Source organism: Streptomyces sp. L-9-10 (genome assembly GCF_004151105.1).
Classification (GTDB): Bacteria; Actinomycetota; Actinomycetes; order Streptomycetales; family Streptomycetaceae; genus Streptomyces.
Genome location: NZ_PHRF01000041.1, coordinates 321,864 through 335,208, shown reverse-complemented (window position 1 = coordinate 335,208; position 13,345 = coordinate 321,864). Strand labels below are relative to the sequence as shown.

The window sequence follows — 13,345 nt, the reverse complement described above, 5'->3', positions numbered from 1 at the left end:
GCGCGGCGGTCAGCGGGCCACCCTCACTTGAGCAGGCGCGACATCCTGCGGTCGGCGAGCGGCTTCCCGCCCGTCTGGCAGGTCGGGCAGTACTGGAGCGAGGAGTCGCTGAACGAGACCTGGCGGATCGTGTCGCCGCAGACGGGACAGGATTCACCGGTACGGCCGTGTACCCGCAGCCCGCTCTTCTTCTCCGCCTTGAGCCGCCCGGCCGCCACTCCGCGCGAGCGTGCGACGGCCTCGCGCAGCGTGTCGCGCAGTGCCTCGTAGAGGGTCGTGATCTCGTCCTCGGAGAGGTTCTTCACCGGCTTGAACGGCGACATCCTCGCCACGTGCAGGATCTCGTCGCTGTAGGCGTTGCCGATGCCCGCGATCAGGCGCTGGTCGCGCAGCGCGCCCTTGATCTGCCGGTTCTCACCGGCGAGGAGCCGGGCGAACGCGGCCCGGTCGAAGGAGTCGTCGAGCGGATCGGGGCCGAGGCGCGCGATCCCGGGAACATCCGCGGGATCGCGTACGAGATGCACGGCGAGGCGCTTGGTGGTGCCGGCCTCGGTGAGATCGAACCCGTCTCCCCCGCCGAGAACGGCGCGCAGCGCGAGCGGTCCCTTGCCGGGCCGAGGGGGAGCGGCCGGGAAGGAGTCCTTCCAACGGAGCCAGCCCGCGCGGGCGAGATGGATGGCGAGATGCAGTTCGCCGTCCCCGGCATCACGCGCGACGATGTCGAGATACTTGCCGTGGCGGGCGATCGCGGTGACCGTGGCGCCCTCCAGTGCGGAGAGAGGCGGATCGTATGTTTTGAGCACGCTGATGGCCAGTGGCAGGACACGGACGATGTCCCTGCCCACCAGCCGGCCGTCGAGAAACTCTCGCAGCGCTTCGACTTCGGGTACTTCCGGCATGCGTCCAGGGTGCCGCAGGGGCTGAGGGAACGCCCGGCGGGCCGGTCGTGGGTTCCATGACCGGCACGGCGACGAATCCGTTCGCCGGATCGTTCATGGAAGAGGCCCGCCAGAGGTGCCCCGGGCAGCTCCCGGGCTCCCGCCGTCGGAAGGAAGGCCCCCGTGTCCGTACGCGATCGCCGAGCCGCCGTCCAGCCCGCCCTCGTCCTCGACAGGACCGCCGCGCGTCCCCGCGCCGTCGTCCTGGTGCTGCACGGCGGGCGCGAGGAGGGCGTGGCGCCGCCGGCCCGGCTGAGTCTGCCCGGCGCCCGGATGTGGCCGTTCACCCGCGCGGTGCTACGGGCCACCGACGGGTACGACGTCGTGGTGGGCCGGGTGCGCTACCGCTGCCGGGGCTGGAACGGCAGCCGGGCCGACGCGGCGCGCGACACCCGCCGGGCGCTCGATGAGCTGGAGCCTCTGGTCGGCCCCGTGCCCGTCGTGCTCGTGGGGCACTCGATGGGCGGCCGTGCCGCCCTGGCCGCCGCCGGGCATGACCTGGTCAGCGGGGTGGTGGGGCTCGCGCCCTGGTGTCCGCCCGACGAGCCGGTGGCGCAGCTGGCGGGCACCAGGACGGTGCTGCTGCACGGCGACCGTGACCGGGTCACGGATCCGCGCGGCAGCCTGGAGCTGGCCGCCCGCGCCCGTGCGGCGGGCGCCGAGGCGTGTGCCGTACTGCTGCCGGGCGGTGATCACGCGATGCTGCGCCGCGCGCGGGTCTGGCACACCCTGGCCACCCACTCGGTCACCGCGCTGCTGGGCATGGAGCCGTTCCCCGGCCCGGTGCGCCATGCCTTCCCTGAGCCGGCCGAGGACGGCATCGATCCGGTTCAGAGGGCGTAGACGCGCCGCGCGGTGTCCCGGAAGACCGCGTCGCGCTCGTCCTCGCTCAGTCCGTCGGTCAGGGTGCGCGCCGCGTCGAGGACCTCTCCGTAGGTGGCGGCCAGCCGGCACACCGGCCAGTCGGAGCCGAACATCAGCCGTTCGGGCCCGAAGGCGTCGAGGACCGTGTCGGCGTACGGGCGCAGCCCCTCGGCCGTCCAGGAGTCCCAGGCGGCCTCGGTGACCATCCCGGAGAGCTTGCAGACGGTGTTCGGCCGCGCGGCCAGCGCCCTGACCAGGCCCGCCCACGGCTCTGTCGCGCCCCCGGCGATCGGCGGCTTGCCGAGATGGTCGAGGACGAACGTGAGACCGGGCAGCAGCTCGGCGGCCTTCGCGGCGGCGGGCAGCTGGTGCTCCAGGATGACCAGGTCGTACACGAGTCCCGCGGCGGCGACGGCGGCCAGACCGCGTTGTACGTCCGGGCGCAGCAGCCACTCCGGGTCGGGTTCCCCCTGCACCTGATGGCGTATCCCCACCAGCCGGTCGCCGCCGGGCAGCTCGCGCAGTGCGGCGAGCGTGTCCGCGACCCCGGGCGCGGTGAGATCGGTCCAGCCGACGACGCCCGCGACGAGATCGCTGCCGTCGGCGGCGGCGAGGAACTCGGGGGTCTCCTCTGGGACCCCGATGGTCTGGACGAGCACGGTCGCGGACACCCCGGCGGCCCGGCTCTCGGCGTCCAGGTCCGCGAGGGTGAAGTTCCGGCGGATGGGGGCCATGGCGGGGCCGGTGATCCAGTCCTGGTCGCGTACGGACAGATCCCAGATGTGGTGGTGCGCGTCGATCACGCCGGGCGGTGTCATGGCAGCTCCCAGACGACGGGCAGACCGGCTCCGGCGCCGGCCGCGGAGTAGTCGTGCACGACGTCGAGCAGCTCGGCCATCCTGGCCTGCCAGGCGACATTGACCGGAAGCTGGTCCAGCTCGGCGAGCAGACGGGGGTAGTCCTCGCACTCCAGCAGATGGAAGAGATCGGTACCGCCGCGCCAGATGGTCCAGGAGGTGGCGCCCGCGGCGCGGATCGCGGCGGTGAGCTCGGCGGGCACCTCGCGGTGCGCCGCCTCGTACTCCCCGACCCGGTCGGCGCGGACCTTGGTGTGCAGGGCGACCCTCATGACAGCACTCCGTCCTCGGTCAGCGGTCCTTCGGGCTGTGGTCCTTCGGTCAGCAGTCCTTCCGCGCGCAGTTCGGCCCACAGCTCGTCGGGGACGGTACGGGCGGCGAGTTCGGCCGCGTCGCGTACCTCCGCCGCGGAACGGGCGCCGACGAGCACGCTGGCGACGGCCGGATGACGCGACGGGTAGTGCAGGGCCGCGGCCCGCAGGGGCACTCCGTACCGCCGGGCGACGGCGTCCATCCGCAGGGCCCGGTCGAGCAGCTCGGGCGGGGCCGCGGTGTAGTCGTACGTCGCGCCGGGGCGCGGGTCGGCGAGCAGCCCGGAGTTGAAGACCCCGCCGGCGACCACGCTCCTGCCGCGCGCCAGGGCCTCGGGCAGCAGCGCGGTGAGCGCAGACTGGTCGAGCAGGGTGAAGCGGCCGGCGCACAGCACGACATCGGCGTCGGTGTCGCGGAGGAAGCGGGTGAGCATCGCCGTCTGGTTCATCCCGGCGCCGATCGCCCCGACGACCCCTTCACCGCGCAGCCGCTCCAGCGCCGGATACGCCTGCCGGAAGGCTTCCTCCGCGTGGTCGTCGGGATCGTGCAGATAGACGATGTCGATCCGGTCCACTCCGAGGCGCCGGAGGCTGTCCTCGATGGAGCGGCGTACCCCGTCCCCGCTGAAGTCCCAGACGCGGCGGTGCGTGGCGGGTACGGCGAAGCCGTGGGCGAGATCGTCGCCGAGGGGTCCGGCGCCGGACACGGGGTCGAGCAGCCGGCCCACTTTGGTGGAGAGGGTGTACGCGCCGCGCGGCCGGTCGCGCAGCGCCTCGCCGAGCCGCCGCTCGGAGAGCCCCAGGCCGTAGTGCGGCGCGGTGTCGAAGTAGCGGATGCCCGCGTCCCAGGCGGCGTCCACCGCCGCGGCGGCCTGCTCGGGTGCGACGGGGGTGTAGAGATTGCCGATCCCGGCCGCCCCGAAGGACAGTCCGGTCACCCCGACCGTTCCGTGTCCGAGCGTGGTGTGCCGCATACCGCTGCCGCCTCCCGATGTTGCGCCTGCCGGCCGCACCGGCCGATGCCGGGAGCGACCGAGATGCCGATCACGATGAAATATTCATCGGATGACTGGACGCGTCAACACCCATGGGGCAGCAATCTCCGAGGAGTTCACACCCAGCTGTCCGATCTCTCGCGGTTTCGCGGACCGCTGCTGGGCTGTGGGGAGCTCTGCGGAGCTACGTGCGGGCCGCTCGGGCGGGGCCGGCGGAGCGGATCCGGCCGCTCGGCCCGGTGACCCGCAGCAGTTCCCGTAGTTCCTCGGTCATCCCGCGCGCCAGCCGGTCGAGGTCCGGCACGGCCTTGCCGTCGGCGACCAGCCCCACATGCACCTTCCCGCCGTAGGTGGAGAGCGCCACCGCCAGGGACTGTCCGCGGGCGAGCGGCGCCATCGGATACACCTCGCGCAGCGGGCAGCCGCCCAGCGAGAGCGTGGAGCGCGGCAGCGGGACGCTCGTCACCAGGATGTCGAAGAGCATTCTGGCCGCGCTGCCGGCGAGGGGCGCCCCCAGCCGGTGGGCGAGCGGCGGCAGTTGGTCCGCGAGGACGGCCACCGCGCCGGCCCCGCGCGAGGGGCCGCCGGTCTTGTTGCGGTCCATGCCCAGGCGTACGGCGGCCAGTCTGGCCCGCGGGTCGGCCTCCGCCACCGGCAGACCGAGAAGATAGGCGGAGAGCCGGTTGCCCGACCCGGACGGACCGCCCGGCCTGCGCCGGGTGACCGGTACGAGCGCGCGCGGCGCGGTGGCGGGCAGCGGCTCGCCCCGTTCGAGCATCCAGCGCCGCAGCGCGCCGGTCACGGTCGCGAGGAGGATGTCGTTGGCCGTGCCGCCCGCGGCCCTGCGGATCCGCTGGACGTCCTCCAGATCGAGCAGGGCGGTGGCCAGTCGCCGTGTCCCGCTGGATCCGGCGGTGAGCGCGGGCATACCGCGCGGGTCGAGCCGGCTGGCCCGTACGACGGAGGCGCCGATGCCGACCGCCCGGCCCAGCTCCTCGATCCGGCCTCTGGCCAGCCCGGCGACCTGCCAGGGGCCGGGAAGCCAGGACCGGGGCGGCACCGGGCGCGTCCGGCGGTCCCCGGCCGCCCGCGCGTCGGCGATCTGGTCGAAGATGCCGGCGCCGATGGCGACGGCCCGCATACCGTCGGCCAGCGCGTGGTGCAGCTTCACCAGGACGGCGAAGGGACGGCCACCGTCCGCCGCCACCAACGCCTCGCCATCACCGCTGTCACCTTCCGGCGTCAGGACGTACATCTCCCACGGCGGAATGCCGCGTTCCAGCGGACGTTCCATCAGCTCCCCGGCCAGCCGCGCCGCCTCCGTCGCGAACTCCCCCGCCGGCAGCGGCAGTCGGCGCACATGCCGGCGTACGTCGAATTCCTTGTGCACCGCCCAGGCCGCGCCGCCGACCGGCAGCCAGACGTCCCGTACCCGCATCCTGAGCCGCGGAATGGCGGCGGCGCGCGCGGCGAGCAGTTCCCGCACGCCCGCTCCGCCGGCCGTGCCGGGTGCCGCGGTGAAGACCGCGAGCGCGCCGAGATGCATGGGATGGTCCGCGGATTCGAGATGCCAGAAGGCCAGATCGAGAGGTGCCAGCAGCTCGGTGGTCAAGGAAACCCCAGGTCCTAGAAGGCGAGGTACGGCGACGGGCTCAGTCCATCGCCTTTGTCCAGTTACGGTCAAGTACGATCAAGCCACCTACAATTAACGACGAAAACCGCTCAATGTGACGGTCGGTCCGGGACGATGAAGTCGCACCACACGCACTTGCCACTGCCGCGCGACTCCACGCCCCACTCGTCCGCCAGCCCTTCCACGAGCTGGAGCCCGCGTCCCGAGACCCCTGAGGACCCGGCGTCCCGGCGGTGCGGGAGGGCGCTGGAACCGTCCTCGACCTCGACCCTCATCCGTCGCTCCGCCCCGGCCACCACCCGTACGGTCACGACGGCCCCGCCGTCGGTGTGCAGCAGCGCGTTGGTGATCAGCTCGTCGGCGGCCAGTTCGATCTCGTCGGAGCGTCCCCTGGCCCCCCAGGCGGCCACCGCCGCGCGGATCATGTGCCGTGCGGTGCTCAGCCCCTCAGGGTCTCTCTGCGCGACCTGCTGCTGGAGCCGGCCGCCCGAGCGGGGGGCGCGCGTACCCAGGCGGCGCAGCAGCAGCACCGCGACATCGTCCTCGCCGCCCCGCGCGTCCACCACCTCACAGAGCCGGTCGGCCAGCAGCTGGAGATCGTGCGGACCGTCCCGTACCAGCGCGGCCAGCAGCTGAAGCCCGTCGTCCAGATCGGCGCCCGGCTGCTCCACCAGCCCGTCGGTGTAGAGCAACAGGGCCTGGCCGGGGTCCAGTTCGATCGTCTCCACCGGGTAGTCGAGCCGGCCGAAGGCCGCGGAGAGGCCGAGCGGCATCCCGCCGGGCACCGGAAGTCTGCGGCAGCTGCCGTCGGTTTCCCTGATCAGCGGATCGACATGGCCGGCCCGGACCAGCTGGATCACTCCGGTGGCGAGGTCGGCCTCCGCGTAGGTGCAGGTCGCGAAGCGGTCCGTGTCCAGCTCGTGGAGGAAGACCGAGGCCCGCGCCATCACGGTGGCCGGCGCGTGCCCCTCGGCCGCGTACGCGCGCAGCACGATGCGCAGCTGCCCCATCACGGCGGCCGCGTGGGTGTCATGGCCCTGCACGTCGCCGATGACCGCCCCGACCCGGCCGCCGGGCAGCGGGATCACGTCGTACCAGTCGCCTCCGATGTCCCGGCCGAGCCGGGCCGAGCGGTAGCGGACCGCGATCTCGGCGCCCGGCACCGCGGGGATCCGGCGGGGCAGCATCGCCTGCTGGAGCCCCTCGGCGAGATCGTGCTCCTGCTCGAAGAGGACGGCGCGCTGGAGGCTCTGGGCGATACTGCTGCCGAGCGCGACCAGCAGATTGCGGTCCTCGGCGGTGAAGCCGCTCTTCTCCCGGTAGAGCAGCCCGAGGGCGCCGATGGGCCGCGCCTGGGCGATCAGCGGCAGATAGGCGGCGGCGTTGATGCCCAGCCCGCGGATGTCCGGCCACAGCACGGGGTAGCGCTCCGCGAACTCCTCGGCGGACTCGATGAAGCGCGGGACGAGCGTGCGTACGACCTCGCTCATCGGGTACTGCTCGTCGGTGCGGGTGACCCGCGTCCCCGGTACGTAGGAGCCCTCGGGGCCCTCGGCGACCATATGGATGCGTCCCGCCTCCATCAGCCCCATGACCAGGCTGCTGGCCCCGAGGTGTGCCAGGCCGTGGGAGTCCTTCAGTACGTCGATGACGTCCTGGACGGTCCTGGCGTGGGCGAGCGCGGCGGCCGTGCCCTCGACGACGCTGGTGCGCACCCGGCGCACCGCGCTCAGTTCGAGCCGTGCGGCCGAGTCCGCCAGTTCCTGGGAGGCGTCACGGACGATGCCGATGACGCGGTAGGGCCGGCCTGCCGGGTCACGGCGGATGGCGCCCTGGGTGTGCGTCCAGCGCGGGGTTCCGTCCCGTCGCCGGATACGGAGGTACGCCCCGTAGGTGGCGCTGCCGTCCCGCAGCGCCCGCTCCACCACCTCCGTCAGCCGGCTGCTCTCGCTCTGCGACAATCGCGTCTCCAGGCCGCTCGGCCGGCCGTCGTATTCGCCGGGCCGCAGATCGAGGACCGCGAGGGCGGGGTCGTCGAGATGGAGGAGCCCGCTGTCGAGGTGCCAGTCGAAGGTCCCCATCCGGTTGAGGGACAGACTGATGTACGGACGGGCGGGCCAGTCGTCGGGGAGCGACAAGGGGCCCGCTTCCCGTTCAACCATGGAGACACTCTGTCATCATTTGTCGGATTCTTCGAGCGGTCCCGTCAACCTCGGACCCTCGGTCAGCCGGCGAACGTCACGGGGCCGGCCAGCTCGTCGCCCGACAGCGGGCCGTCCTGCGACGGAGCGGACAACTCGTCTCCGGGGACCTGTACGGGGTCGTCCGGGCCGGTCAGGATCTCCTCGTCGGACAACGCGAGATCTCCGCCGCCCTGCTCCGGTTCCACCGGACCGTCGGGCGGAACCACGCCGTCGTCCGGTACGAGCGGCACGTCCCGTGGCTGGTCCGGCACGGCCCGGCCCCGGTCCGCGGCATTGCCCCGCGGGACGTCACCGGACCCCGATCCCACGCCGGCGGGCGCCTCGGGCATGCCCGGCCGGGGCGGCTTCACCGCGTCCGGGTCCGTGATGTCCGCCTCCGGCCCGTACTGCGGCGGCACCTGGGGCGGCTTGTCCCGCCGGCCCTCGGTACCGATCTGCCGTTCCATCCAGGAGTTGGCGGCCAGGTCGACGATGATCAGGCTGGTGATGGCCTCGGAGGTGCGGTTGATGACGACGACCCGCTCGGGCCGATAGCCCTTCCACTTCTCGCCCCGGTACCGCACGGAGCCCTTGGCCGCGACCGGCGGGCTCAGTGGGCTGCCGTCGGCGCAGCGCACCCTGGGCACGCCCCGGTTGTCCACCATGACGGCGGTGCCCGCCTGGAGGACGGACTGGAAGGCGGCGGCGGAGCCCTCGCGGTAGCCGTGGCTCGTCACCCGGATGTCGGGCCGCAGCACGACGGGGGTCAGTCCGTGCACGAAGTGAGGGACGGAGTCCTGGGTGACACCCACTCCCTCGGCGAAGGCGCGGGCCTTCGTCCGGTCCTGGGTGAGGAGACGGATCTGCCGGTCCACCTCGCAGCTGGCGGTGGAGGTGCCGCCGTAGAGCCCCGGCGTGGAGCCCGGCAGGGCGCGCGGCGCCCGTACGGTGCCGCCCGCCCCGCCCCGGGTGTCCGGCGACGGGGGGCGGACCGCCGGGCCGGACACGGCATCCGGGCTCACGGTGGACCGGGTGAACGGATCGGGGCCCGGATCGGCGGCCGGCTGGAGCAGCAACTCCTCGGCGCTCGCCACATCCCCGCCACCCTCGTCCCCGCCACAGCCTGCCGTGATCAGAATCCCCGCGGACAGCACGGCGAGCGTGACATACCGACGACGGTGGGGTGAGCGCACCAGAATCTCCCGACTCTTCCTCCATGGATGTCCCCTTATGTCTGCCGGATCCCTCCGCACCCCGCAAGCGGGAACAGCGACAGCACGCCCGGGAGCCGGACACGTTCAGGCGGCGGCATACGCGCGTGCCGACGCGTGAAGGGGTTCGGGTCCCGGGCGTGATGGGGGGACGTTCATGCTGGTCAGCCGGGTCGTGATGCCCGGCGCGTGGTCGATCGTCCGGACAGGAGTGCGATCATCGCGGTCATGGCGCGGCGCCGCCGCGCGCGGTCCTCGCGCACTACGCCGCCGGTGGACGGCACCGCATATGCGTGGTCCCGCACCCCGGCCGATGCGGGGGTACGGGACGTGGAGCGATCCGTCGGTCTATCCGGTGCGTCAGTCGATCCCGGGGAGGATGTGCGGCTCCGCGAGGTCGTCCTCGTAGCCGGCCAGCCTGATCGGAGCCGACCTGGCCCATACTTCGAGGTTTCCGAGCTTCTCGGGCCGGCGGATCCGCTCGACATACTCCGCCGGACGCTGCTCATGCTTCGTCGTGAGATCTGGTGTCACCGCGCACTCCTCTGTGTCGCGCAACTCTGGGACAGGACACGTTTCCGTCGCGGTGGCGCCGTTGTCGGACGGGACCGCGGCCTTGGTAGTGGGCCTGTCCCAGCACAGCCTTGGGGATGGTGTATCCCCTGATTGGCCGTCCGTTAGCTCCAGCGTAACCATATGAGCGTCAACCCGCTCGATAGGGCTCGCATTCGAGTGAAATTCCGGCCACTCGGCCCACGGCCGCTGGGCCGAGTGGTGACCCGACCGGCCGGCCGGGTGGCGACCTGACGGACCATGAGTCCGCCGGCCACCGGTTCCCCGTCACCAGTTGGCGGGGGCGTAGTCCTTGAGGAAGCAGCCGTACAGGTCCTCGCCGCTCTCGCCCCGCACGATCGGGTCGTACACCCGGGCCGCGCCGTCGATCAGGTCGAGCGGGGCGTGGAAGCCCTCGTCGGCCAGCCGCATCTTGTCCGGATGCGGGCGCTCGTCGGTGATCCATCCCGTGTCGACGGCGGTCATCAGGATGCCGTCGCTCTCGAACATCTCCTGGGCGCTGGTACGGGTCAGCATGTTCAGCGCGGCCTTGGCCATGTTGGTGTGCGGATGCCCCGCGCCCTTGTAACCACGGCTGAAGACTCCCTCCATCGCGGAGACGTTCACCACGTAGGCACGGGCCGCCTCGGCCGCGGCCATCGCCGGACGCAGCCTGCTGATCAGGATGAAGGGCGCGGTGGAATTGCACAACTGGACTTCGAGCAGCTCGACCGCGTCGACCTCGGAGACCGTCTGGACCCAGCTGTTGGTGTCGTGCAGATCGGGCACCAGTCCCCCGGCGTCGATCGCCGTGCCCGCCTCGATCCTGGCGAGCGTGGCGGAGCCGCCGACGAGCGCGAGTCCGGTGACATCGGAGGCGCTCAGCGCCTCGGCGCCGGCGGCGGGCAGTACGGCCTGAGCACCGCTGCCGAACGCCCCGATGACCTGGGAGGCGGGGAGTTCGCCCGCGGGCAGCGGCGCGGACTCGGCGGCCAGCAGCTCGCTGTACGCCCGCGGGGAGCGGCGTACGGTCTGCGCGGCGTTGTTGATCAGGATGTCCAGCGGGCCCTCGGCCGCGACGGAGTCGGCGAGGGCGACGACCTGCGCGGGGTCCCGCAGATCGATACCGACGATCTTGAGGCGGTGGATCCACTCGTCGCTGTCCGGCATCGCCTTGAAGCGGCGGACGGCGTCGCCGGGGAAGCGGGTGGTGATGGTGGTGTGGGCGCCGTCGCGCAGCAGCCGCAGCGCGATGTACATACCGATCTTCGCCCGGCCGCCGGTGAGCAGCGCGCGCCGTCCCGTGAGGTCCGTACGGGCGTCGCGGCGGGCCCGGTTCTCGGCGGCGCACGGCTGGCAGAGCTGGTGGTAGAAGGCGTCGACCTCGGTGTAGCGGGTCTTGCAGATGTAGCAGGAGCGGGGGCGCTGGAGTACGCCCGCGATCTCGCCGCTGACCGAGGAGGAGGGCAGCAGACCCTGGGTCTCGTCGTCGATCCGCTCGGCGGAGCCGGTGGCGGTGGCTTCGGTGACGGCCTTGTCGTGGGCGGTCTTGGCCGCCCTGCGCTCCTGGCGGCGGCGCTGCTTGACGGTCCGGTAGATGCCGGCGGTGGCCCGCCGGACCGCGATCGCGTCGGGGTGGTCGACATCCAGCTTGTCGAGTTCGTCGAGCACGGCCAGGCAGACGGCCATGCGCTCGGGGTCGATGCCGGGGCCGTACTCCTGGCTCTCGGCGTACACCGGGCTCTCGGCATACGGCCGGCTGTCGCCGTACGCCGGGCTGTCCTCTGTCACCGTCATCGCTGCTGCCGTTCCTCGATCACTCGTACACCGGGCACGGGGTCACTCGCGCGCCGGAGTCCCCGATGGGGCTTTCATGGCTGTTTGCGGCCATCCCCGCAGGTCAGGAGCATACCGACGCGCCGGGGGCCAACAAAATCCCACTATCTTAGCCGGTCCCGCCCCCGGCCTCGGCACTCCGGGACTCACCGGCCGGGACCCGGACCCCGAGGAACCTCGTCGTCCGGCGCAGCCGGAAGCCGAGCGTCTCGTACAGCCGGATGGCGTTCGTGTTGGACGCCGCCGCGTGCAGGAACGGCTGCTCACCGCGGGCGCGGATGGAGTGGGCGACCGCGAGGACGAGGCGGGCCGCCAGGCCCTGGCCGCGGAACGCAGGGTCGGTGCAGACGGCGCTGATCTCCGTCCAGCCCGGTGGGTGCAGCCGCTCCCCCGCCATGGCCACCAGCGCCCCTTCGCGGCGGATGCCGAGATACGTGCCCATCTCGATGGTGCGCGCCAGGAACGGGCCCGGCTGGGTGCGCTCCACCAGGCCGAGGATCTCCGGCACATCGGCGGGGCCGAGACGTACGGCTTCCTCGTCCGGGGCGGTCCTCATGTCCGTACCGGCGAGCTGCACTCCGTCGGCGCTGAAGGTGATCTCCCAGTCGTCGGGCGGCGGGACCCGGTAGCCCACGAGCGCCAGCGATCCGCCGGGGCCCGCGAGCGCGGCGGCGTCGGCCCAGTCCGCGGCGTCGGGGTCGTCGGGCAGCGCCAGCCACGGCGAGACGCCGGGGGGATAGCGCAGCAGCCGGCCGCGCCGCTCGGCGAAGTGCGCGTGCGGCCCGGTCAGCGAGGCCAGCGCGGGATGGTCCAGCGGATGACCCGGCACGGCAGGGGACGGCTCCGGCACACGGGGCGCGGGCGGGCGGGATATGGACGCGGGCGTACCGGTCATGCGCCGACCTCGATCACGATCTTTCCCCGGACGTGCCCGGCCTCGACCGCGCGCAGCGCCTCGTCCGCCCGCTCCAGCGGGAAGGTCCGGGTCACGAACGGCCGCAGCACGCCGCTCACCACGAGCTTCGCGACCTCATCGAGGACCGCGGCGGTCCGCTGCCGTACGACCACCGCGCCGCCCAGCCGGGGAACCGTCGCCTTGTCCGCCACGCTGAACAGTCTCGTACGGTCCACGAGCAGCTCGGCCACGGCCTTGAGATCGTCGCCGCCGACGAGGTCGAGAACGGCGTCCACGCCGTCGGGCGCGACGGCCCGTACGCGGGCGGCGAGGTCGGGTCCCGGCTCCACGTGCACGGCCCCCAGGGACTCGACGAACTCCTTCTTGCCCGCGCTCGCGGTGCCGATGACGCGCAGCCCGGAGCCGCGTGCGAGCTGGACTGCGGCCACGCCCACACCCCCGCCGGCGCCGGTGATCAGCAGGGTGGCGCCGGACGGCAGATCGGCCTGGCGGACGGCGTCGTACGCGGTCGCCGCCGCGACCGGCAGTGCGGCCGCGTCCGTGAACGACAGCGCGTCCGGCTTGTGCGCGGTGATCCCGACCGGCAGCAGGGTGTACTCCGCGTATCCGCCGGTGAGGGTGGAGCCGAAGACCGCGTCACCGACGGCGAAGCCCTCGACGCCCTCGCCGACCTCCTCGACCACGCCGGAGGCCTCACTGCCCAGCGTCTCGGGGAGCGAGGCGGGCGGCGAGCCGGGCCTTCGGTAGCCGGCGCGCAGCTTCCAGTCGACGGGGTTCACGCCCGCCGCGCGTACGGCCACCAGCAGCTGGCCGGGGCCGGGGCTCGGTGTCGGCCGGTCGACGAAGGTCTCCACCTCCGGACCGCCGTGCCGGGTGAAGACATACGCCTTGGACGTGGCCTTGGGCATGAGGGCTCCTCGCTCTGGCCGGTGGCTTCCGTCGCCGCCTCCGCCCACGTCGGACGCGGCGACAGCAGATTCAAGGTGGATCACCGGCCAGCCTATTCCCGAGGTCACACGGTGTTCATGTGAGCCGGACGTCCACGCGGC

At 72.8% G+C, this 13,345-nt stretch carries 12 protein-coding genes; 1 reads left to right on the top strand and 11 read right to left on the bottom strand.

Translation table 11 applies throughout. The features are described from left to right. Positions 1-23: 23 nt before the first annotated feature. A complete protein-coding gene (locus tag CU044_RS11995; RefSeq protein ID WP_129768492.1) occupies positions 24-899 on the bottom strand; it encodes a DNA-formamidopyrimidine glycosylase family protein in 876 nt (291 codons plus the stop codon). 162 nt (positions 900-1,061) lie between these two features. On the opposite strand from CU044_RS11995, the gene CU044_RS11990 reads away from it, so the two are divergent. Further along, complete coding sequence (locus CU044_RS11990; protein WP_193563936.1) at positions 1,062-1,781, top strand: alpha/beta fold hydrolase; 720 nt, start codon at positions 1,062-1,064, stop codon at positions 1,779-1,781. Here the strand turns inward: CU044_RS11990 and CU044_RS11985 are convergent. From CU044_RS11985 to CU044_RS11945, 10 genes are all read right to left on the bottom strand, one after another. Next, on the bottom strand, positions 1,769-2,620 hold the full coding sequence (locus tag CU044_RS11985) for an amidohydrolase family protein (protein ID WP_129768490.1): 852 nt from the start codon (positions 2,618-2,620) through the stop codon (positions 1,769-1,771). The two genes, CU044_RS11990 and CU044_RS11985, sit on opposite strands and share 13 nt — an antisense overlap. After that, on the bottom strand, positions 2,617-2,931 hold the full coding sequence (locus CU044_RS11980) for an L-rhamnose mutarotase (protein WP_129768489.1): 315 nt from the start codon (positions 2,929-2,931) through the stop codon (positions 2,617-2,619). The genes CU044_RS11985 and CU044_RS11980 overlap by 4 nt, the downstream gene beginning before the upstream one ends. After that, complete coding sequence (locus CU044_RS11975; RefSeq protein WP_129768488.1) at positions 2,928-3,944, bottom strand: aldo/keto reductase; 1,017 nt, start codon at positions 3,942-3,944, stop codon at positions 2,928-2,930. Before CU044_RS11975 ends, CU044_RS11980 begins: the two co-directional genes overlap by 4 nt. A gap of 205 nt (positions 3,945-4,149) precedes the next feature. Continuing rightward, positions 4,150-5,577: a wax ester/triacylglycerol synthase family O-acyltransferase gene (locus CU044_RS11970; RefSeq protein ID WP_129768487.1), complete on the bottom strand. Its 1,428-nt coding sequence runs from the start codon at positions 5,575-5,577 to the stop codon at positions 4,150-4,152. Positions 5,578-5,687: 110 nt separating this feature from the next. After that, positions 5,688-7,760, bottom strand: coding sequence for a SpoIIE family protein phosphatase (locus CU044_RS11965; protein WP_129768486.1), 2,073 nt, complete (start codon positions 7,758-7,760; stop codon positions 5,688-5,690). 62 nt (positions 7,761-7,822) lie between these two features. Continuing rightward, positions 7,823-8,974, bottom strand: a complete 1,152-nt coding sequence (locus tag CU044_RS11960; protein ID WP_193563935.1) for a DUF6777 domain-containing protein — start codon at positions 8,972-8,974, stop codon at positions 7,823-7,825. Between the two features lie 378 nt (positions 8,975-9,352). Further along, a complete protein-coding gene (locus CU044_RS38500; RefSeq protein WP_165371859.1) occupies positions 9,353-9,526 on the bottom strand; it encodes a hypothetical protein in 174 nt (57 codons plus the stop codon). Positions 9,527-9,832: 306 nt separating this feature from the next. Further along, complete coding sequence (locus tag CU044_RS11955; protein WP_240045517.1) at positions 9,833-11,233, bottom strand: SDR family NAD(P)-dependent oxidoreductase; 1,401 nt, start codon at positions 11,231-11,233, stop codon at positions 9,833-9,835. A gap of 256 nt (positions 11,234-11,489) precedes the next feature. Continuing rightward, the gene (locus tag CU044_RS11950) at positions 11,490-12,275 is read right to left on the bottom strand and encodes a GNAT family N-acetyltransferase (protein ID WP_129768485.1); all 786 of its coding nucleotides are present in this window, start codon (positions 12,273-12,275) and stop codon (positions 11,490-11,492) included. Continuing rightward, positions 12,272-13,204, bottom strand: coding sequence for an NADP-dependent oxidoreductase (locus tag CU044_RS11945; RefSeq protein ID WP_129768484.1), 933 nt, complete (start codon positions 13,202-13,204; stop codon positions 12,272-12,274). The genes CU044_RS11950 and CU044_RS11945 overlap by 4 nt, the downstream gene beginning before the upstream one ends. Between the last annotated feature and the right edge of the window lie 141 nt (positions 13,205-13,345).

What these genes read in the sequence shown, in the direction of transcription:
- CU044_RS11945 (WP_129768484.1), bottom strand. Translation starts at nt 13,204, where the DNA reads ATGCCCAAGGCCACGTCCAAGGCGTATGTCTTCACCCGGCACGGCGGT.
- CU044_RS11975 (WP_129768488.1), bottom strand. Translation starts at nt 3,944, where the DNA reads ATGCGGCACACCACGCTCGGACACGGAACGGTCGGGGTGACCGGACTG.
- CU044_RS11965 (WP_129768486.1), bottom strand. Translation starts at nt 7,760, where the DNA reads ATGGTTGAACGGGAAGCGGGCCCCTTGTCGCTCCCCGACGACTGGCCC.
- CU044_RS11955 (WP_240045517.1), bottom strand. Translation starts at nt 11,233, where the DNA reads ATGGCCGTCTGCCTGGCCGTGCTCGACGAACTCGACAAGCTGGATGTC.
- CU044_RS11950 (WP_129768485.1), bottom strand. Translation starts at nt 12,275, where the DNA reads ATGACCGGTACGCCCGCGTCCATATCCCGCCCGCCCGCGCCCCGTGTG.
- CU044_RS11995 (WP_129768492.1), bottom strand. Translation starts at nt 899, where the DNA reads ATGCCGGAAGTACCCGAAGTCGAAGCGCTGCGAGAGTTTCTCGACGGC.
- CU044_RS11985 (WP_129768490.1), bottom strand. Translation starts at nt 2,620, where the DNA reads ATGACACCGCCCGGCGTGATCGACGCGCACCACCACATCTGGGATCTG.
- CU044_RS11980 (WP_129768489.1), bottom strand. Translation starts at nt 2,931, where the DNA reads ATGAGGGTCGCCCTGCACACCAAGGTCCGCGCCGACCGGGTCGGGGAG.